Source organism: Vibrio sp. sp1 (assembly GCF_016920955.1).
Lineage (GTDB): Bacteria > Pseudomonadota > Gammaproteobacteria > Enterobacterales > Vibrionaceae > Vibrio > Vibrio alginolyticus.
Genome location: NZ_CP060589.1, coordinates 3,132,795 through 3,154,702, shown reverse-complemented (window position 1 = coordinate 3,154,702; position 21,908 = coordinate 3,132,795). Strand labels below are relative to the sequence as shown.

Genomic DNA, 21,908 nt, shown 5'->3' with positions numbered 1-21,908 from the left:
TCATCTACAAAAATCATATCATCGATCAAACCACGACCATACTTAGTTTACAACGCTCTCATTTCTCGTCGAACTAAAGCACCTGAGAACCTTGGTGCCTTGCACTTAGATGTCTACCCACGTGTCAGGGAAGGCCTATTTCGACAGATGTTTTAATATTAGTTGGAAGTGCAATCCCATTTGCACCTCTGTTAATGTTGTAATCAAGTTCGGTAGCTCTATGCATGACCGGATATTCCTGAGCAATATTGATACTAATTTGGTGATTTCCAGCATGGTTTTCAGGTAACCCGCCAACTATTTCGTTATTTAACTTGAGCCCACAACCTCTTCTTAAAGAACCGCCATAATAATTCGCAACACTCCCCCTCCTTTGAGTTTTATTTAAGGGGATGATTTGGACAATTTCCTCTATACCTACAACATATTGAACTTTGCGTTTACTACCATCTGAATGATTGATATAACGATGAAAAGTAACTTCGTTCTTCTCGCAATCAATATGGTCTAAATCGTATTCATATCGAATATGATTTTTAACTTTGGGTTTTCTGATAATGCCACGAATGATTGGTCGTTCGGCAAACAACAAACTCCCCACCATAAATATAAAGCCATTTCAAGAGAAAGATGGCTTATATGCTGAATTGCTAACTAAAGCAGTTTATCGAGAGACCTTCCCGGCTTTTACTTCTTCTAGCCAACGTCCTTCAACGAGATAGGGAGGAAGCCAACCAGTTTCAATAGATAGATGGTTGCCTTTGTCGTACCACATACAAACCATGCCAAGCAGAGGGAAATTAATGAGCGTGCGGATCCCCAATCTTTCTGGTCCTAGCTCTCGGAGATGATATTTCTCTTGGAACTGTAGATTTTTGACTAACACTTCCTCAAAATCATAACCAATGTCGGTGGTAAGCGCTGCAAAGGTTTCTAAAACCCCCATCGCAATTTCCAACGCCCAATCATCACCCTGAGCAACTGCCGCGCCCATCGCGGCCACCAGTTTATCAGTGTAGTCCGATGTGCGGTTATGGAACGATTGAATGACATCTACTAACATGTAAGACAGCTCACCCGCTTTGGTAGAGCTCTGTCTCATCAAAGAAATCGAAAAGTTCGCTAACACATCCATGCTAGCTTTGTCACGAACGATGACAGAGGTAAAATACGCATCTAGCCACATTGAGGGGCAAATGAAGCCTGTTTTTAAAATACCTTCGCCTTTCCATGTTACTTCTGGATAATCAGGTAATTTAATGCTTTGAGGCTCGCTTGGCTTGATGGCAAGTTGATGGTAAAAAGCACGCATCAATGATGATTCATATAGACATAGCGTGCCGATTCTCTCATCATCGTCTAATGGAGGTAACCATGTATACAGACGGAGCTGATAAGAAATACCATCGCTCAAGTAAACCAAGTTTTCTCTTTTTATAGATATGCGCCTTTTCCTTTTGTCTAAACTCTCTTTTATTTCTTCTCGATAAGCTTCTCTTTCAAAATCACTTAGTTCAACATGAGCTACTCGTTCAACCTTTTTTACCTCTGAGCTATCAACCACTTCTGAACTCTCCTATATCTATATCAAACTCTTTTGCTTTGAACTTGGAAACCTTACCGCTAGAGGGTATTTCTGCTTGTGTATGTAATTTCAGTTGGTGCCTCGTAAATCATATCAAAGTCGCCTGGCTTCGAAATTGAGGCTCTATGTAACAACAGTTCAAAGGCTGAGCATATATTCCAAAAATGCCTCAAATGTTGTCCATGATTGGGCTTCTTTACCAAACAATTCATCTATGAAAAGGGCTACTTGCCCCGATCTTTCTGATTCATTTGAAAATAAAAAGTAGTAGCCACCTCCGGCATAGCGCTCTAATACGCAACCGTTTTGTGGTATTTTCTCAAAATCACTCGGTATCTCATCCTCGCGAAGTTCAAGAGTGCGCTCAACTGTAAGATAGTCCTCATCTTCAGAGTATCCATAAATCGTATGACCAAACCACTCAACGTAACCATATTTTCTTAGAAAAACTTTATATGGCTCCGGAAAGGATAATCCTAGCTGATTTTCCATTTCATGAATTGATACGTCATTCAACTCTCCAAAGCACTCAAACCCTTCTTTTTCGGTGAATTGATCGAGCATTACGTCTAAGCTTCTCATATTTAAAACTCTATTTTTGATATATATTTTGCCTTCATCGTACCAGTGCAATCGCTTATTGTACTTCTGATGAGGCTTGGAATTCATTACCCTGAAGTTATTGAACGAGTTATCCCCTTTCCGAAATAAAAGAGGTCTTATGGTGAATGATTAAATCCGTCGAGAAGTCTTCCTGATTTAATCATTTTGAACAACTGCTTTGAAGTAAAACGCTTCGCTGCCTCTTTTGTAATCGCGTAACAACGAACCCCTCACCATAAACTTATAAGCCACCTCGTAAAAGATGGCTTATAAGTAAAGAGAATTTATCTAGTGATCTTCCCTGCTTTTACATCTTCTAGCCAACGTCCTTCAACAAGATAGGGTGGAAGCCAACCGGTTTCAATAGATAGACGGTTGCCTTTGTCGTACCACATACATGCCATGCCAAGCAGAGGGAAGTTGATAAAAGTTCTGATGCCTATCCTATCTGGTCCCAATTCTCGAAGATGATATTTCTCTTGGAACTGTAGGTTTTTAACGAGCACTTCCTCAAAATCATAACCAATATTAGTAGTGAGCGCTGCGAAGGTTTCTAGGATCCCCATCGCAATTTCCAACGCCCAGTTATCCCCTTGAGCTACCGCCGCGTCCATTGCTGCAACCAGCTTATCTGGGTAGTCCGATGTGCGGTTGTGGAACGACTGAATGACGTCTACTAGCATATAAGATAACTCGCCCGCTTTGGTAGAACTCTGTCTCATCAAAGAAATCGGAAAGTTTGCCAATATGTCCATGCTAGGTTTATCACGCACAGTCACCGAAGTAAAATAAGCATCTAGCCATCGATTAGGGTGTAAACATCCAGTTTTCAAAATACCTTCGCCTTTCCATGTCACTTCTGGATAATCAGGTAATTTAACGCTTTGAGGTTCATTTGGTTTAATGGCAAGTTGATGGTAAAAAGCACGCATCAATGATGCCTCATAAAGGCAAAGTGTTCCGATTTGTTCAGTTTCTATTGAAGGTGGAAAGCAACTATACCACCTCACTTGTTCTGAAACGTCGTCGCTAAGAGCGACTAAGTTCTCCCTACGGATTGCTATTAGCTCTTTGCGCTCATCTAAATCTTCATTGATATACATTTGGTAGTCAGCGACATCATTTGGTGTCAATTGAGGTTCCGCCTTTCTCCTCATGCTAACCTTCTTTTTATTATCAGACATTTAATCCAGTCCTAATTCTACGTTAAATTCTTTTACATTAACTGAAGAAACCTCTCCAGCATCAGAAATAGCCGCTGCGGTGTGAATATATCTAACAGGAGTTTTTTTTCTCAATGCTTTTTATACTTCTGGCCGCTTTCCATTCGGTTGTATCTTTGTCCTTTTGAGCCATTAGATCAGTAATTGCAGTTGCATATTCAGTTGTCCCTTGCTGATATGCCATATTTCCAACCTTACGCCTGTCTAGTGGGCTAATACCTCTTAACGTCTACGAGAATAATTTCCCTGGGTTTTGGGTTCTTCTACAAGGTAGGCCATACCGTAGTCTCCTGGTTGTAAGAAAACACGCCATTATTTTTTAGGGGACAACTCCTAGTTAAGTGACATACCGTTGAGTCTTAGCCATAAAATGCCATGTGTCACGAAACATGAACGCCAAAAATAGAGATCTAACCTATTTTTTCCAGTACCCTCTAGATGCTCGCTCTGGGATTACCAGATTCGAAACAGATTTACTGCCTATAGATTCGTAAAACTCGGCGGCCCCGATCTCTTTAGTGGACGGCTGAAACCAATGAGGTTGAGGCACTTTTTTAGAATTCCATTAGAAACTGCCATAGCAATTGCTGTTTCACAGCACTCAACGTCGGTCAAGCCTTTGAAGGGGCCCTCCTTATATAAAATAAGTTTTTTCCGAGCCACTATATTGAGCAATTACAGACGTAACTGCCTTTCTATCACCATTATTTATTTTCAAAGTAAGCCCTGACTTTCCTAGCAAGGCTTTTAAATCGCACTCATTATTAGTAACCCACTTTTTAAGAGCCATATCATTAATAATGTTATCTCTGAAATTTATGAGTATAGTCACAAGATCATCTTCAAAATTCATTTTATCCTCAACTTTGCAATGGGATAACCTAGCTATCGTCCCAACTTTTAGTTTCTCCTAGAAATTGATTAACTCCACCTTCACCGACTGCTGGGTAAAAATCGCTCGTAGGCTCCCATCCAACGCTTAATGCCCCCAAAAAGGGCGAGATACCGTTAGTTTTATTAATTCATTGACTGGAATTTTGACTAGAGCTTCTGATATGTTTTTTACCTTTTGGCTTTCGGATTTTGACTTGCGAGAGAACGCCATCTTCTCCGACGGATGACTCTTTTGCTGCCTCTAAAATCTGATCGCAAACCTCTTGGGGGAAAGTTATTTTGTGCCTGATACTCTGCCAACATTTGCTGTAAGCGTTTTTCACAGAGGAAACCTGTTGAGTCAATCCACTAGATGGAGTTGATTGAATATCGGTAAACATATAATCCACCTCGTGAAAGGTGGATTATTTACTGAATTGCTAACTAAAGGATTTATCGAGTGATCTTCCCTGCTTTTACATCTTCTAACCAATGCCCTTCGACGAGATAAGGAGGAAGCCAACTGGTTTCAATAGATAGACGGTTGCCTTTGTCATACCACATACATGCCATACCAAGCAGAGGGAAAGATATGAAGGTTTCTATAGAAATTAAGCCCTCTGGCTTATCGAGCCTCATTTGGTATTGCTCTTGGAACTGTAGGTTCTTAATGAGTACTTCTTCAAAGTCATAACCGATGTCAGTTGTCAGGGCCGCAAAAGTTTCCAAAATACCCATGGCGATTTCTAATGCCCAATCATCACCCTGAGAAACTGCCGCGTCCATCGCGGCCACCAGTTTATCAGGGTAGTCCGACGTGCGGTTATGGAACGACTGAATGACATCTACTAGCATATAAGACAGCTCACCCGCTTTGGTAGAGCTCTGTCTCATCAAAGAAACCGGAAAGTTCGCCAATACATCCATGCTAGGTTTATCACGCACAATCACCGAAGTAAAATAAGCATCAAGCCACATTGAAGGACAAATAAAGCCTGTTTTAAAAATACCTTCACCATCCCATGTCACTTCTGGATAGCCGAGTATCTGGATACTTAATTCTTCATTGGGATTCATAGCAAGTTGATGATAACAGGCTCCCATTAAAGAAGTTTCGTAAAGACGTAATGTACAAATTTGTTCGTCTTCATGCGTAGTTTGAAACCAGGTATACCAGCGAGCCTGGTCGATGGCAAAATCACCAAGACTAACCAAGTTTTCTCGCCTGACCTTAAGACCTTCTTTTCTGTTATCTAAAACCCGGTTTATAAAATTTTTTTTACTCACAATGGCTTGTGTGTCAAGTTCAGGATTTGCTTTGCGCTCTACAATCTTGATCGATTCTTTACTTTGCATTTTGACTTAATCCTTTTGAATCAATTTTAAACTCTACTACTTCTACTACTACGTCTGAGGGCTTCAAGCTATTCGAGTAAAAGGGCTTAGGTATCTTTAAAAAGGACACATAATGCCAAGTGTAACGCAACAAAACGTCAGAAATGATGACCTAGCTCCCTTTGAATCTTAGCGAATTATATTTCCGGCTTTTACATCCTCTAACCAACACCCTTCGACGAGATATGGAGGAAGCCAACCAGTTTCGACAGATAAACGGTTGCCTTTGTCGTACCACATACAAGCCATGCCAAGCAGAGGGAAGTTAATAAAAGTGCGGATGCCTGTCCTATCTGGTCCTAATTCTCGAAGATGATATTTTTCTTGGAATTGTAGGTTTTTGACTAGCACTTCCTCAAAGTCATAACCAATGTTAGTAGTGAGCGCTGCGAAGGTCTCTAGGATCCCCATCGCAATTTCCGACGCCCAGTTATCCCCTTGAGCTACCGCTGCGTCCATTGCTGCAACCAGCTTATCAGGATAATCCGATGTGCGATTGTGGAACGACTGAATGACGTCTACTAGCATATAAGACAGCTCACCCGCTTTGGTTGAGCTCTGTCTCATCAAAGAAATCGGAAAGTTCGCCAATACATCCATGCTGGGTTTATCACGAACGATGACAGAGGTGAAATAGGCATCTAACCACATTGAAGGACAAATGAAGCCTGTTTTTAAAATACCTTCGCCTTTCCATGTTACTTCAGGATAGTCGAGGATCTTTATGGTTAATTTATCATTGGGATGCATTGCAAGGCTATGATAACAAGCACTCATCAACGAAGTTTCATAAAGGCGTAATGTACAAATTTTTTCGTCTTCACATGAAGCTTGATACCACGTAAACCAGCGCACTTGCTCGAATGCATAATCTCCAAAGCTAATCAAGTTCTCTCGCCTAATTTTGAGCCCTTCTTTTCTTTTATCTAAGATTCGATTGATATAATCTTTCTCAGAAGCAATGCTATTATCATCTAACCTGGGCCTTGCTGTACGCTCTATAATTTTGGCTGGCTTTTTACCTTGCATTGTTGAACTAACCCTTCTTAATCAATTTTAAACTCAGCTATTCCTAGTTTTATATCTGATGCATCTCTGATTTTTTTCGCAGCTATTTTTTCTGTCGTTTCATCTTCGTTTTCAGACATTAGCTTAGTGATTTCTTCAGCTTATTTGCTAGACCCTTGCTGATACGCTTCGTTTCCAATCTTACGGCTGCCCATAGGGCAGCTACCCCCCTTTGGCCTCAACAATTATAATTTCACCTGGTGGCGGCTCTTCCACCTCGTAAACCATATCAAAATCGCCCGGCTTCGAAATTGAGGTTCCAATATCTTTGGGATGAAGCAGCTCAGCATTAGGACGTTTACTCCGAACAAAGTCATCCGCGGCTAACTCACCAATTTTTGCAGATTGCTGATTAATCTTGGCGATTTGAACGTTATTATACTGAATTGCTAACTAAAGGGTTTTATCGTGTGATCTTCCCTGCTTTTACTTCTTCTAACCAACACCCTTCGACGAGATATGGAGGAAGCCAACCAGTTTCGACAGATAAACGGTTGCCTTTGTCGTACCACATACAAGCCATGCCAGGCAGAGGGAAAGAGATGAAGGTTTCTATAGAAATTAAGTCCTCTGGCTTATCGAGCCTCATTTGGTATTGCTCTTGGAACTGTAGGTTTTTAACTAATACTTCTTCAAAGTCATAACCGATGTCAGTTGTCAGGGCAGCAAAAGTTTCCAAAATACCCATGGCGATTTCTAACGCCCAGTCATTACCCTGAGCAACTGCCGCGTCCATCGCGGCCACCAGTTTATCAGGGTAGTCCGATGTGCGGTTATGGAACGACTGAATGACATCTACTAACATATAAGACAGCTCACCCACTTTGGTAGAGCTCTGTCTCATCAGAGAAATCGGAAAGTTCGCCAATACGTCCATACTTCGCCTGTCACGCACAATTGCCGATATAAAATAAGTATCCAGCCACATTGAAGGACAAATGAAGCCCATTTCTAAGATACCTTCACCATCCCATGTTACTTCTGGATAACCGAGTATCTGAACAGTTAATGGCTCATTCGGAAACATAGCCAGCCGATGATAACAAGCCCCCATTAATGAAGTTTCATAAAGACGTAATGTACAAATTTGTTCGTCTTCATGTGAGGTTTGAAACCAGGTATACCAGCGAACCTGGTCAATGGCAAAATCACCAAAACTAACCAAGTTTTCTCGCCTGACTTTAAGACCTTCTTTTCGCTGTTCTAATATCTTATTGATGAATTCTTTCTCAGAATAAACTCCACTTTCACTCAGCTCAGGATCTGCTTTGCGTTCTACAATTTTGATTGTTCCTTTACTTTGCATTTTAACGTAGTCCTTTGGAATCAATTTTAAACTCTGCTACTTCTACTACTACGTCTGAGCGCTTCAAGCTATTCGAGTAAAAGGGCTTAGGTATCTTTAAAAAGGACACATAATGCCAAGTGTAACGCAACAAAACGTCAGAAATGATGACCTAGCTCCCTTTAAAGCTTAGCGAATTATATTTCCGGCTTTTACATCCTCTAACCAACACCCTTCGACGAGATAGGGAGGAAGCCAACTAGTTTCGACAGATAAACGGTTGCCTTTGTCGTACCACATACAAGCCATGCCAAGCAGTGGGAAGTTAATAAAAGTGCGGATGCCTATCCTATCTGATCCTAATTCTCGAAGATGATATTTTTCTTGGAATTGTAGGTTTTTGACTAGCACTTCCTCAAAGTCATAACCAATGTTAGTAGTGAGCGCTGCGAAGGTTTCTAGGATCCCCATCGCAATTTCCGACGCCCAGTTATCCCCTTGAGTTACCGCTGCGTCCATTGCTGCAACCAGCTTATCAGGATAACCCGATGTGCGATTGTGGAACGACTGAATGACGTCTACTAGCATATAAGACAGCTCACCCGCTTTGGTAGAGCTCTGTCTCATCAAAGAAATCGGAAAGTTCGCCAATACGTCCAAGCTAGGTTTATCACGAACGATGACAGAGGTAAAATACGCATCTAGCCACATTGAAGGACAAATGAAACCTGTTTTTAAAATACCTTCGCCTTTCCAAGTTATTTCAGGATGATCAGGTACCTTAACCGTCAAAGGGCTTTCAGGTTTTTGAGCTAGTCGATGATAGCTAGCTTGCATTATCGAGGCTTCAAATAGACGCAGCGTTCCTATTCGGTCATTTAGTTCAGACACTGGAAACAAAGTATATAACCTAACTTGCTCCCAAACCCCGTCTGTTAGATATATCAAGTTTTCGCGCTTTATTGTGATACGATGTTTTCTTTTCTCTAAGTTTTTTTCTATTTGTTTTGTATAGTAATTAAGTTCCTCAGTATTCAACTCGTAGGCTGCTTTTCTATTTATCTTTTTCATACTAACTTTACTTCCCTTAACCTAATTCTTCGAGGCTAATATCAAACTCTTTTACATTCACTTTAGATACGCCATCTGAAGCATCAATTTCTGTTGTACCAGCTTTTTGTTCAGACATTAATTTAACGATTTCCGCCGCATATTTGCTTGTCCCTTGCTGATATGCTTCATTGCCAATTTTACGACTGCCGAGCGGCCTGCTGCCACCCTTAGCCTCGACGATGATGATTTCTTCAGTATCATCTGAGAGGTACACCATATTGAAATCACCTGGTTTCGATCCCTAAGTTGCAAGGTCTTTGGGATGGCTCAACTTAGCATTAGGGCGTATATTCCGAATAAAGTCATCCGCGACCAACTCACCAATTTTTGCAGACTGCTGGTTAATTATTACCAATTTGAGCGTGATATCCCTCTTTGCTAGCTCGAGCGTCCATTGCCTCTTGACGCTCTTTCAAGCATTCATCAATTTTTGCTTTGTTTCTTTCTGTTAGCTCATAATCACTCGTATTGAGTTCAGACTTTTTTATACTATGCCAGTATTGGCTGCCCCAAACCTGTTGGGTCAATCCACTGGATATGGTGGACTGCATATTGGTAATGCCACCAATGATGGAGCGTTCAACAAACAACAAGCTCCCCACCTCAAACGTAAAAGCCACCCCATGAGAGATGGCTTGTATATTGATTTGCTAAAGGAGTTTATCGAATGATCTTCCCTGCTTTTACATCTTCTAGCCAACGTCCTTCGACGAGATAAGCTGGAAGCCAACCAGTTTCAACTGACAAACGGTTGCCTTTGTCGTACCACATACAGGCCATGCCAAGAAGAGGGAAAGATATGAAAGTTTCTATAGAAATCAAGTCCTCTGGCTTATCGAGCCTCATTTGGTATTTCTCTTGGAAATGTAGGTTTTTAACGAGCACTTCCTCAAAATCATAACCAATATTAGTAGTGAGCGCTGCGAAGGTTTCTAGGACCCCCATCGCAATTTCCAACGCCCAGTTATCCCCTTGAGCTACCGCTGCGTCCATTGCTGCAACCAGCTTATCAGGATAATCCGATGTGCGATTGTGGAACGACTGAATGACGTCTACTAGCATATAAGACAGCTCACCCGCTTTGGTAGAGCTCTGTCTCATCAAAGAAATCGGAAAGTTCGCCAATACGTCTAAACTTAGCCTGTCACGCACAACTGTCGATATGAAATACATATCAATCCATCTATTAGGATTTATGCACCCCGTTTTTAAAATACCTTCCCCGTCCCACTTTACTTCAGGATAGTCGAGAATCTTTATAGTTAATTCACCATTGGGATTCCTAGCAAGTCGATGATAACAAGCGCCCATTAGAGAAGTTTCGTAAAGACGTAATGTACAAATTTGTTCGTCTTCATGCGAGGTTTGAAACCAGGTATACCAGCGAACCTGGTCAATGGCGAAATCACCAAGACTGACCAGGTTTTCCCGCCGGATTTTAAGGCCTTCTTTTCTTTTATCTAATATTTTATTGATAAATTCTTTCTCAGAAGAAACCCCACTTTCACTCAACTCAGGGTTTGCTTTGCGTTCTACAACTTTACTTTGCATTTTAAATTAGCCCTTTAGAATTAATTTTAAACTCTGCCACTTTTAGTTTTACATCCGATGCATCCCCGTTCTCTTGAATGCTTGCTTGAGTATGTATATATCGAATAGGTATGCCGGATAAAGCTGCATCTTGGATTTGTCTTGCTGTTATTTTTCAGTCGTCCCTTCCTTTTTTCAGACATTAGGTTGGTGATTTCTGCAGTGTATTCGATATGCCATATTTCCAATTTTTCTGCTACCCAGCGGGCTGCTACCCCCTTTAGCCTCAACAATGATAATTTCACCTGGTGGAGACTCTTCCACATCGTAAACCATATCAAAGTCGCCCGGCTTCGAAATTGAGGTTCCAATATCTTTGGGATAAAGCAGCTTAGCATTAGGACGCTTACTCCGGACAACGTCATCTGCGGCCAACTCACCAATTTCTGCAGATTGCCGATTAATCTTGGCGATTTGAAAGTTATTATACTGAATTGCTAACTAAAGGAGTTTATCTAGTGATCTTCCCTGCTTTTACATCTTCTAACCAACGTCCTTCGATGAGATAGTGAGGAAGCCAACCAGTTTCAACAGATAGACGGTTGCCTTTGTCGTACCACATGCAAGCCATGCCAAGCAGAGGGAAATTAATAAACGTGCGGATCCCTATTCTATCTGGTCCTAATTCTCGAAGATGATATTTCTCTTGAAACTGTAGGTTTTTAACGAGCACTTCCTCAAAATCATAACCAATGTTAGTAGTGAGCGCTGCGAAGGTTTCTAGGATCCCCATCGCAATTTCCAACGCCCAGTTATCCCCTTGAGCTACCGCTGCGTCCATTGCAGCAACCAGCTTATCAGGATAATCCGGTGTGCGGTTGTGGAACGACTGAATGACGTCTACTAGCATATAAGACAGCTCACCCGCTTTGTTAGAGCTCTGCCTCATCAAAGAAATTGGAAAGTTCGCCAATATGTCCATACTTGGCCTGTCACGCACAATTGTCGATATGAAATACATATCAAGCCATCTATTAAGATTTATGCACCCCGTTTTTAAAATGCCTTCCCCGTCCCACTTTACTTCAGGATAGTCGAGAATCTTGATAGTTAATTCATCATTGGGATTCATAGCAAGTCGATGATAACAAGCGCCCATTAGAGAAGTTTCGTAAAGACGTAATGTACAAATTTGTTCGTCTTCATGCGAGGTTTGAAACCAGGTATACCAGCGAACCTGGTCAATGGCGAAATAACCAAGACTGACCAGGTTTTCCCGCCTGATTTTAAGACCCTCTTTTCGCTGATCTAGTATCTTATTGATAAATTCTTTCTCAGAAGAAACTCCACTTTCACTCAACTCAGGGTTTGCTTTGCGTTCTACAACTTTACTTTGCATTTTAACTTAGTCCTTTGGAATCAATTTTAAATTCTGACACTTCTACTTTTACATCTGAGACATTCCCACCTTCAGGGATGTTTGCTTGAGTATGTATATATCGAATAGGTATACCGAACGAAGCTGCATGTTGAATTTTTCTTGCTGTTATTTTTTCAGTCGTCCCTTCCTTTTTTTCAGACATTAGGTTGGTGATTTCTGCAGTGTATTCCGTTGTCCCTTGCTGATATGCCATATTTCCAATTTTTCTACTACCCAAAGGACTGCTCCCCCCTTTGGCCTCAACAATGATAATTTCACCTGGTGGTGGCTCTTCCACCTCGTAAACCATATCAAAGTCGCCCGGCTTCGAAATTGAGGTTCCAATATCTTTGGGATGAAGCAGCTTAGCATTAGGACGTTTACTCCGGACAAAGTCATCCGCGGCTAACTCACCAATTTTTGCAGACTGTTGGTTAATATTGCCAATTTGAGCGTTATATCCCTCTTCGCCAGTTCGAGCGTCCATTGCCTCTTGACGCTCTTTCAAGCATTCATCAATTTTTGCTTTGTTTTTTTCTGTTAGCTCATAATCACTCATATTGAGTTCTGAGTTTTCTTTATACTCTGCTTTATTCAGCACAAGATCTTCAGTGAAGATCGTGCAACCTTTCTCCCCACCAACTTTCTCAGAGTCAAAAACATGCGCATTGACAAACTCCTCAATCCCAACAACATACTGCACTTCGTGTCTGGTGCCATCTGAATGATTAATATGACGATAAAAAGTAATCTCGTTTCTCTCGCAATCGATATGGTCTAAATCGTATTCATATCGGATATGATTTTTACCTTTTGGGGAACGTTATTTGCGCCTGATACTCTGCCAGCATTTGCTGTAAGCATTTTAACCCTTCTTCACAGAGGAAACCTGTTGGGTCAATCCACTAGATGGGGTTGATTGAATATCGGTAAACATATAAGCCACCTCGTGAAAGGTGGCTTATATACTGAATTTCTAACTAAATGATAATTTATCGAGTGATCTTCCCTGCTTTTACTTCTTCTAGCCAACGCCCCTCGACGAGATAAGGAGGAAGCCAACCGGTTTCAATAGATAAACGGTTGCCTTTGTCGTACCACATACAAGCCATGCCAAGCAGAGGGAAGTTAATAAAAGTTCGGATGCCTATCCTATCTGGTCCTAATTCTCTAAGATGATATTTCTCTTGAAACTGTAGGTTTTTAACGAGCACTTCCTCAAAATCATAACCAATGTCAGTAGTGAGCGCTGCGAAGGTTTCTAGGAGCCCCATCGCAATTTCCAACGCCCAGTTATCCCCTTGAGCTACCGCTGCGTCCATTGCTGCAACCAGCTTATCAGGGTAATCCGATGTGCGGTTGTGGAATGACTGAATGACATCCACTAACATGTAAGAAAGCTCACCTTCCTTAGTGGCGCTTTGCTTCATTAGAGAAATCGGAAAGTTCGCCAACAGGTCCATACTGGGTTTGTCACGCACAATCACCGAAGTGAAATAAGCATCAAGCCATCGGTTAGGGTGTAAACACCCCGTTTTTAAAATACCTTCACCTTTCCAGATTACTTCCGGGTATCCAGGTAATTGAATACTTTGAGGCTCGTCAGGTCTCATGGCGAGCTGATGATAAAAGGCACGCATTAATGATGCTTCATATAGACATAGTGTGCCGATTCTCTCATCATCATCTAATGGAGGTAACCATGTATACAAACGGAGTTGATAAGAAATACCATCGCTCAAGTAAACCAAGTTTTCTCGTTTTATAGATATGCGCCTTTTCCTTTTGTCTAAGCTCTCTTTTATCTCTTCTCGATAAGCTTCTCTTTCAAAATCACTTAGTTCAACATGAGCTACTCGTTCAACCTTTTTTACCTTTGAGTTATCAACCATTTCTGAACTCTCCTATATCTATATCAAACTCTTTTGCTATGAACTTGGAAACCTTACCACTAGAAGATATTTCTGCTTGCGTATGTACATAACGTATTGGTATACCATCTTGAATAGCAGAGTTAATGCTATTAGCAGCTGCCTTTTCTGTAGTCCCATATTTCTTACTGTCCATCAAAGATACTATTTCTGTCGCATATTCAGTGGTCCCTTGCTGATATGCCATATTTCCGAGCTTACGGCTACCCAGCGGGCTGCTACCCCCTTTAGCCTCAACAATGATAATTTCACCTGGTGGAGACTCTTCCACATCGTAAACCATATCAAAGTCGCCCGGCTTCGAAATTGAGGTTCCAATATCTTTGGGATAAAGCAGCTTAGCATTAGGACGCTTACTCCGGACAACGTCATCTGCGGCCAACTCACCAATTTCTGCAGATTGCCGATTAATCTTGGCGATTTGAAAGTTATTATACTGAATTGCTAACTAAAGGGGTTTATCGAGTGATCTTCCCTGCTTTTACTTCTTCTAGCCAACATCCTTCGACGAGATAGGGAGGAAGCCAACCAGTTTCAACTGATAAACGGTTGCCTTTGTCGTACCACATACAGGCCATGCCAAGAAGAGGGAAAGATATGAAAGTTTCTATAGAAATCAAGTCCTCTGGCTTATCAAGCCTCATTTGGTATTTCTCTTGGAACTGTAGGTTTTTAACGAGCATTTTCTCAAAGTCATAACCAATGTCGGTAGTGAACGCCGCGAAGGTTTCTAGGATCCCCATCGCAATTTCCAACGCCCAGTTATCCCCTTGGGCTACCGCTGCGTCCATTGCTGCGACGAGCTTGTCAGGATAATCCGATGTGCGGTTATGGAACGACTGTATGACGTCTACTAACATATAAGACAGCTCACCCGATTTGGTAGAGCTCTGTCTCATCAAAGAAATCGGAAAGTTCGCCAATGCGTCTAAACTTGGCCTGTCACGCACAACTGTCGATATAAAATACATATCGATCCATCTATTAGGATTTATGCACCCCGTTTTTAAAATGCTTTCACCACCCCACTTTACTTCAGGATAGTCAAGGATCTTGATAGTTAATTCTTCATTGGGATTCATAGCAAGTTGATGATAACAGGCTCCCATTAAAGAAGTTTCATAAAGGCGTAATGTACAAATTTGTTCGTCTTCATGAGAGGCTTGAAACCAGGTATACCAGCGAACCTGGTCAATGGCAAAATCCCCAAGACTGACCAGATTTTCCCGCCTGATTTTAAGGCCTTCTTTTCTGTTATCTAAAACCCGGTTTATAAATTTTTTCCGATTCACAATGGCTTGTGTGTCAAGTTCAGGATTTGCTTTTCGCTCTAAAAATTTGACCGATTCTTTACTTTGCATTTTGACTTAATCCTTTTGAATCAATTTTAAACTCTGCCACTTCTAGTTTTACATCTGAGGCCTTACCACTTTCAGGGATATTCGCTTGAGTATGTATATATCGAATAGTTCTGCCGGATAAAGCGGCGTATTGAATTTCGTCGGCAGCTAATTTTTCAGTCGTTCCTTCCTTTTTTCAGACATTAGGTTGGTGATTTCGGCAGTGTATTCCGTTGTCCCTTGCTGATATGCCATATTTCCAATTTTTCTGCTACCCAGCGGGCTGCTACCCCCTTTGGCCTCAACAATTATAATTTCACCTGGTGGCGGCTCTTCCACCTCGTAAACCATATCAAAATCGCCCGGCTTCGAAATTGAGGTTCCAATATCTTTGGGATGAAGCAGCTTAGCATTAGGACGTTTACTCCGGACAAAGTCATCCGCGGCTAACTCACCAATTTTTGCAGACTGTTGGTTAATATTGCCAATTTGAGCATTATATCCCTCTTCGCCAGTTCGAGCGTCCATTGCCTCTTGACGCTCTTTCAAGCATTCATCAATTTTTGCTTTGTTTTTTTCTGTTAGCTCATAATCACTCATATTGAGTTCTGAGTTTTCTTTATACTCTGCTTTATTCAGCACAAGATCTTCAGTGAAGATCGTGCAACCTTCTTCCTCGCCAACTTTCTCTGAGTCAAAAACATGCGCATTTACAAATTCCTCAATCCCAACAACATACTGCACTTCGTGTCTGCTGCCATCTGAATGATTGATATGACGATAAAAAGTAATCTCGTTTCTCTCACAATCAATATGGTCTAAATCGTATTCATATCGAATATTGTTTTTACCTTTGGGTTTTCGGATTTTGACTTGCGAACGAACGCCATCTTCTCCGACAGATGACTCTTTTGCTGCTTCTAAAATCTGATCGCAAACCTCTTGGGGAACGTTGTTTTGCGCCTGATACTCAGCCAGCATTTTCTGCAAGCGTTTTAGCCCTTCTTCACAAAGAAAACCTGTTGGGTCAATCCACTGGATGGGGTTGATTGAATATCGGTAAACATATAAGCCACCTCGTGAAAGGTGGCTTATATACTGAATTTCTATATAAATGATAATTTATCGTGTGATCTTCCCTACTTTTACATCTTCTAGCCAACGCCCTTCAACGAGATAAGGAGGAAGCCAACCGGTTTCAACAGATAAACAGTTACCTTTGTCGTACCACATACAAGCCATGCCAAGCAGAGGGAAAGAGATGAAGGTTTCGATTGAAATCAATTTTTTAGGAGCATCCAAGCGCATTTGATATTGCTCCTGGAACTGCAGGTTCTTAATGAGTACCTCTTCAAAGTCATAATCAATATCGGTTGTCAGGGCGGCAAAGGTTTCTAAAATGCCCATGGCGATTTCTAATGCCCAGTCATCACCCTGAGCAACTGCAGCGTCCATTGCTGCGACTAGCTTATCGGGGTAATCCGATGTGCGGTTGTGGAATGACTGAATCACATCCACCAGCATGTAAGAAAGCTCACCAGCCTTCGTAGAACTTTGTTTCATCAGAGAAACCGGAAAGCTCGCCAATACGTCCATACTTGGCCTGTCACGCACGATCACCGAAGTGAAATAAGCATCAAGCCATCGGTTAGGGTGTAAACACCCCGTTTTTAAAATACCTTCACCTTTCCAGGTTACTTCCGGGTATCCAGGTAATTGAATACTTTGAGGCTCGTCAGGTCTCATGGCGAGCTGATGATAAAATGCACGCATTAATGATGCTTCATATAGACATAGTGTGCCGGTTCTCTCATCATCATTTAATGGAGGTAGCCATGTATACAGGCGAATTTGCTCAGACACATCATCACTCAAATAAACCAAGTTTTCTCTTTTTATCGCAATGCGCCTTTTTCGTTTATCTAAGTTCTCTTTTACTTCTTCTCTGTAAGCATCTATTGCCGCTTGAGTTAGACTAATATGAGCCAATCGCTCAATCTTTTTTAATTCCTTGGCATCAAACATTTCCAAATTCTCCCATGTCTATATCAAATTCTTTCGCTTTAATTTTCGAGACTTTACCATCTGAAGATATTTCTGCTTGTGTATGAATATAACGAATCGGAATATCATCTTTGATAGCGGATTTGATGTGATTTGCAGCAATCTTTTCCGTTGTACCTTGTTCTTGCTTAGACATCTCACCAATAATTGCTGCTGTATATTCAGTTGTCCCTTGCTGATATGCCATATTTCCAATTTTACGACTGCCGAGCGGGCTGCTGCCACCCTTAGCCTCGACGATGATGATTTCTTCAGGATCATCTGAGAGGTACACCATATCGAAATCACCTGGTTTCGATCCCGAAGTTGCAAGGTCTTTGGGATGGATCAACTTAGCATTAGGGCGTATATTCCGAACAAAGTCATCCGCGACCAACTCACCAATTTTTGCTGACTGCTGGTTAATTTTAGCAATTTGGGCGTTATGCCCTTCTTCGCCGCTACGCGCATCCATTGCCTTTTGACGTTCTGCTAAACACTCATCAACCTTTTGTTTGCATTCTTCAGAAAGTTTGTATTTCTCATCCTCATCCTTATTATTGAATTCGAATTCTGAGTTATCCTTGTAATCCGCTTTATTCAGCACTAGGTCCTCGGTGAAGATGGTGCAGGTCTTATCGCCACCGACCTTCTCTGAATCAAACACGTGAGCATTAACAAACTCTTCTATCCCGACTACGTACTGCACTTCATGTTTGCTTCCGTCAGAATGATTAATGTGGCGATAAAAAGTAATCTCGTTCTTCTCGCAATCAATATGGTCTAAATCGTACTCATATCGGATATGATTTTTACCTTTTGGTTTTCGGATTTTGACTTGCGAGCGAACGCCATCTTCTCCGACGGATGATTCTTTTGCTGCTTCTAAAATCTGATCGCAAACCTCTTGGGGGACATCGCTTTGCGCCTGATACTCTGCCAACATTTGACCCAAGCGTTTTAGCCCTTCTTCACAAAGGAAACCTGTTGGATCAATCCACTGGATAGGGTTGACTGCATATTGGTAATGATTAATACCACCAGCAATAGATATCGGATCTTGTTGGATAAAACGTCCTAGTTTAGGATCGTAATACCGAGCGAGGTTGTAATGTAAGTTGGTTTCTTGATCGAAGTACTGCCCTTGAAAACGCAGTGGATTTGCTACATTTTCAATATGTACATGAGCAAAGCCGTGAGCATCGTAGCTGGCACTCCATACAACATTCCCCTCGCAATCGATCAGTCGCTCTGGTTTACCAACTTGATCGCACTGGTACCAATAAATAACGTCATTTTCTAGCAGTGCCACTGGCGTGTAGGTTTCTGGTTGATATAGGTACCAACGGAAAGCACCTGAAGAGCGTTCACCAATTAAACGTTCACCTTCCCACAGGAACTCCGTAACGCCTTGTTGTGTAATTTTCTTCGTTCTGCGCCCTAATGCATCATATTCATATTGACTGATGCCATCGTCGGTGTGAACTTCAATGAGCTGATTTAACGCATCAAATACGCGAGTCTGAACGTGTCCTTGCCCCTCACGTTTTGTCTGATTTCCTTGCGCGTCATATTTGAACCGTACATCATCGTGTACTTCAATACGATCAGCGAATACCTCTGAAGATGGCAAAGTAGGATTGCCAAAACTATCGTATTCAAACTTAGTCACTTCTCCGGAAGCATTGACTCGTTTAAGTTGCCCTAAGGCATCGTACTGATAGTGTGTTGCTCCTGCCGTATTATCAATGATTGATGAAATACGGTTTTGCGCATTGTAAACGTACTTTTTCTCTCTATCAGGCCAATGTTGTTCGACCAAACGACCAACACCATCATAAATGATGCGCTCATTAAAATGTGCCGTTTCAATTTGGGAAACTCGTCCCATTTCATCGTAATGAAATTTGATTTGAGGTAAATCTAGGTTTCCAAATCGAATCGCTGAAAAACGCCCATATCGATCATAAGAGAAGTTCAGCTCCGTATTATCTGGCAGTACCTGAGATACGCGTTGGCCAACTCTGTTAAACTCCTGCGCTATCTCAAACTGGCCTTGAATGCGCTTTGTTAAATGCCCGAATGAAGAGTATTGGTATTGCAATGTGTGATGGCGATTGGATGCGAAAGTAAGTCGCCCACCAAGCGTATAATTGAAGTGGTTCTCTACAATACTGCTACCATTTCCTGCTTTGACGTGCATGAGATAACCCGCAGCGTCATAGCGATACAGCACCGTCCTATCGGCGACTTGCTTACGATGGATTCGCCCCATATGATCATAATCAAATTGGCTTTGTAGATTATCAAACCCGACAGTTCCTGACAGCTGGCCTTCATCGTCATACAGGAATTCGAATTCTAAGCCGTCACTCCGAACTAATTTAGTCAGGTTACGTTGTTGATCGTATTCGTAAGAAATATGGCTGCCATCGGGAAAGATGACTGCTTCTTGTTGCGCGAGTGCTCCCCATTGATACGAGGTAATGCCTGCTGGCGTTCGAATCTGAGCAACACGGCTGTGCTCATCGTAAGAATATTCTTCGCTATAACCGACTTTGTCTTCGTCGTTAAAATAACGAACTGATGTACGCCTGCCAAATTGATCATAAGCGAGTTGAGCAATACACCCATCGGGATAAGCAACGCCATTCACCAGATCTTCTTCGTTGTAGCTGTAACGAAGTAATGTACCGTCTATTTCATTCGCGATAAGTCTTTGTTGTTCATCCCACCACCATTGACTTTTCTTACCATCTTCAGACTCTTTTTTGACGACTTGACCGTGTTTATCGTAATCATATTCCGTGACACAGCCGAACTGATCGGTATCCCAAACTCTTTGACCGAGGCTATTGTAGTAAGCCTTCTCGATATCCCCATCAGGTGAAACCGTTTTAACTAACTTACCTAAGCCGTCATAACCATATTGAATTTCTTTTCCAGAGGAATGAAACTTAGAGACTAATTGACCATGCTGATTATATTGATAATTGACCGTTGACTGATCAGGATAGATAGCTTGTGCTTTTCGTCCTAATTCATCATATTGCCATCGCCAAGTTTTACCTGTGGGGCTTATTTTCTCGAGTAAGTTACCCTGCTCGTCATGCAAGAAAGACCATTGATGATCTAACGAGTCAGAATAAGAAGAATGATTTCCCTGATAATGGAAGCGATAGTCATAAATTCCTGCGTCCCCAACGTTTCTGATGCACTTCGCTTTTGCACCTTCGCCATCCCATTCAAAATAATGAGTAAAGCCAGTTGGTCGTACACGCTTAATAATTAAATGGCCGAGGTATTGATACTGTTCCTTTAGGCCCAAATGATTAGTTGCACTGACCAAATCATCGTGCTCATCATAGGTATAAGTTGCCAGAACTTTTTGGGACTTTGCATTAAGCAGTTCTACAAGGCGTCCTTGCTTATCATATTGACATTCAAGAACCGGACGCTTGTTATATGCGATCTCGATCAATCGATGGTTTCGAGAATACTGCAATTGAAACGTTGAAAACGTGCCATTTCTAACTTGTTTAGCTAGCCAACGATCATCTTTTTGCTCAAACCGATATTGATGCCCACTAGCGAGCGTTACAATCCGAGTTGTTGAGCTCAGGAAATAACAGCTCGCACCAGCGTATATCTGGTAACTTGTTGCTCCAATATCTACTGGCTCAAATTCTGTGATATCTGCCTTATCGTCAACAAACTCCCAAGCGATAACGTTGTCTTTCTCGTCCGTCTTCTCGCGTAATTCAAACTGAAATGCATGTCGCCAACCAAAGCCCATTCCATGATTTACATCCGACTGCGAAGAGCGGTAAGTACGCTGCCAAGTAGTACCTTGTTGTAGCTCGATATCATAGAGTTCGAGAATTTCTTCACCCGTCACAAGTGATACAGGATCACCGGCTTTCTCATGTTTTTCGCTGCTTTGTTGCTGAGGCTTGGCGGATGCGGCACTTCTGCCACTCTTTTTATTCGACTTCCCCTTTCCCTTCGATGGTTTTGCATTGACGGTATTTTGAGTCGGTGGAGGCGTAACCGCTGACGAGAGTGCGTAGTTTTCGCCGGTAGGTACAATTCGAGCGACACGCAAGTCACCGTTCACCAAAGCATTGGCAAACGTTGAATTATAGTGTTGGGAAGTAAGCTCACCGTCAGGTATGTTTGGCTTGAATTGACCAATCGTATAGAACAAGTCCTCGACAGAGCGAAGGTCAAGCTCACCAAAGCTCTCAAGAAACTCTATTGCCTCTTGTTTGGTCACGAATGTTTTAGGTTCGCCGCTAGTAAGTAACTGACCAGAGAAGTGATAACTTTCGCCAAAGCGATTCGTGATAGGAATGACGAATTGAGGGATCATAGCCGTAACGTGTTTGTCCTTTTCTTACCTTGCCGCATCATTTAATGCTCGTTTCGCTCTTTTTATTTGTGAGAGCAAGATGCCTTAATCAAACATCCTCCGATAGAGATTCCTCTGTATGCGTAGA

At 41.8% G+C, this 21,908-nt stretch carries 16 protein-coding genes and 4 pseudogenes; all 20 read right to left on the bottom strand.

The window, feature by feature from the left end; all coding sequences use genetic code 11:
* Window positions 1-124: 124 nt before the first annotated feature.
* A complete protein-coding gene (locus H9L11_RS14685) occupies window positions 125-592 on the bottom strand; it encodes a hypothetical protein (protein ID WP_205391107.1) in 468 nt (155 codons plus the stop codon).
* A gap of 72 nt (window positions 593-664) precedes the next feature.
* Window positions 665-1,564 (bottom strand): Imm49 family immunity protein, encoded by a 900-nt coding sequence (locus H9L11_RS14680; RefSeq protein ID WP_205390882.1) that lies wholly within the window; start codon window positions 1,562-1,564, stop codon window positions 665-667.
* A 159-nt stretch (window positions 1,565-1,723) separates the two neighbouring features.
* A complete protein-coding gene (locus H9L11_RS14675; RefSeq protein WP_169644514.1) occupies window positions 1,724-2,167 on the bottom strand; it encodes an SMI1/KNR4 family protein in 444 nt (147 codons plus the stop codon).
* A 305-nt stretch (window positions 2,168-2,472) separates the two neighbouring features.
* Window positions 2,473-3,372: an immunity 49 family protein gene (locus tag H9L11_RS14670; protein WP_205390881.1), complete on the bottom strand. Its 900-nt coding sequence runs from the start codon at window positions 3,370-3,372 to the stop codon at window positions 2,473-2,475.
* A 673-nt stretch (window positions 3,373-4,045) separates the two neighbouring features.
* Entirely contained in the window at window positions 4,046-4,264 is a 219-nt protein-coding gene (locus H9L11_RS14665) for a hypothetical protein (protein ID WP_033905291.1), read from the bottom strand.
* 169 nt (window positions 4,265-4,433) lie between these two features.
* Entirely contained in the window at window positions 4,434-4,685 is a 252-nt protein-coding gene (locus H9L11_RS14660; RefSeq protein ID WP_169644448.1) for a hypothetical protein, read from the bottom strand.
* Window positions 4,686-4,737: 52 nt separating this feature from the next.
* A complete protein-coding gene (locus H9L11_RS14655) occupies window positions 4,738-5,640 on the bottom strand; it encodes an immunity 49 family protein (protein WP_033905290.1) in 903 nt (300 codons plus the stop codon).
* 168 nt (window positions 5,641-5,808) lie between these two features.
* Window positions 5,809-6,708 carry an immunity 49 family protein gene (locus H9L11_RS14650; protein WP_033905289.1) on the bottom strand — a complete coding sequence of 300 codons (900 nt, stop codon included), beginning with the start codon at window positions 6,706-6,708 and terminating at the stop codon, window positions 5,809-5,811.
* A 442-nt stretch (window positions 6,709-7,150) separates the two neighbouring features.
* On the bottom strand, window positions 7,151-8,053 hold the full coding sequence (locus H9L11_RS14640) for an immunity 49 family protein (protein ID WP_205390880.1): 903 nt from the start codon (window positions 8,051-8,053) through the stop codon (window positions 7,151-7,153).
* Between the two features lie 168 nt (window positions 8,054-8,221).
* Entirely contained in the window at window positions 8,222-9,103 is an 882-nt protein-coding gene (locus H9L11_RS14635) for an immunity 49 family protein (protein ID WP_205390879.1), read from the bottom strand.
* A 16-nt stretch (window positions 9,104-9,119) separates the two neighbouring features.
* A pseudogene (locus H9L11_RS14630) lies at window positions 9,120-9,624 on the bottom strand (type IV secretion protein Rhs); the annotation flags it as partial.
* Between the two features lie 181 nt (window positions 9,625-9,805).
* Entirely contained in the window at window positions 9,806-10,696 is an 891-nt protein-coding gene (locus H9L11_RS14625) for an immunity 49 family protein (protein WP_033905285.1), read from the bottom strand.
* A gap of 490 nt (window positions 10,697-11,186) precedes the next feature.
* Window positions 11,187-12,074 (bottom strand): immunity 49 family protein, encoded by an 888-nt coding sequence (locus H9L11_RS14620; protein WP_033905284.1) that lies wholly within the window; start codon window positions 12,072-12,074, stop codon window positions 11,187-11,189.
* Window position 12,075: 1 nt separating this feature from the next.
* Window positions 12,076-13,042 (bottom strand): annotated as a pseudogene (locus tag H9L11_RS14615) (type IV secretion protein Rhs); the annotation flags it as partial.
* A 45-nt stretch (window positions 13,043-13,087) separates the two neighbouring features.
* Window positions 13,088-13,987, bottom strand: coding sequence for an immunity 49 family protein (locus H9L11_RS14610; RefSeq protein ID WP_033905282.1), 900 nt, complete (start codon window positions 13,985-13,987; stop codon window positions 13,088-13,090).
* Window positions 13,980-14,438: pseudogene (locus H9L11_RS14605) on the bottom strand (type IV secretion protein Rhs); the annotation flags it as partial. The gene H9L11_RS14610 and the pseudogene H9L11_RS14605, both read right to left, overlap by 8 nt.
* A gap of 46 nt (window positions 14,439-14,484) precedes the next feature.
* Window positions 14,485-15,387 (bottom strand): immunity 49 family protein, encoded by a 903-nt coding sequence (locus H9L11_RS14600; protein WP_033905278.1) that lies wholly within the window; start codon window positions 15,385-15,387, stop codon window positions 14,485-14,487.
* Window positions 15,377-16,428: pseudogene (locus H9L11_RS14595) on the bottom strand (type IV secretion protein Rhs); the annotation flags it as partial. The gene H9L11_RS14600 and the pseudogene H9L11_RS14595, both read right to left, overlap by 11 nt.
* Window positions 16,429-16,488: 60 nt before the next feature.
* Complete coding sequence (locus H9L11_RS14590; protein WP_033905276.1) at window positions 16,489-17,391, bottom strand: immunity 49 family protein; 903 nt, start codon at window positions 17,389-17,391, stop codon at window positions 16,489-16,491.
* Window positions 17,384-21,781: an RHS repeat-associated core domain-containing protein gene (locus tag H9L11_RS14585; RefSeq protein WP_205390878.1), complete on the bottom strand. Its 4,398-nt coding sequence runs from the start codon at window positions 21,779-21,781 to the stop codon at window positions 17,384-17,386. Before H9L11_RS14585 ends, H9L11_RS14590 begins: the two co-directional genes overlap by 8 nt.
* Window positions 21,782-21,908 lie beyond the last annotated feature (127 nt).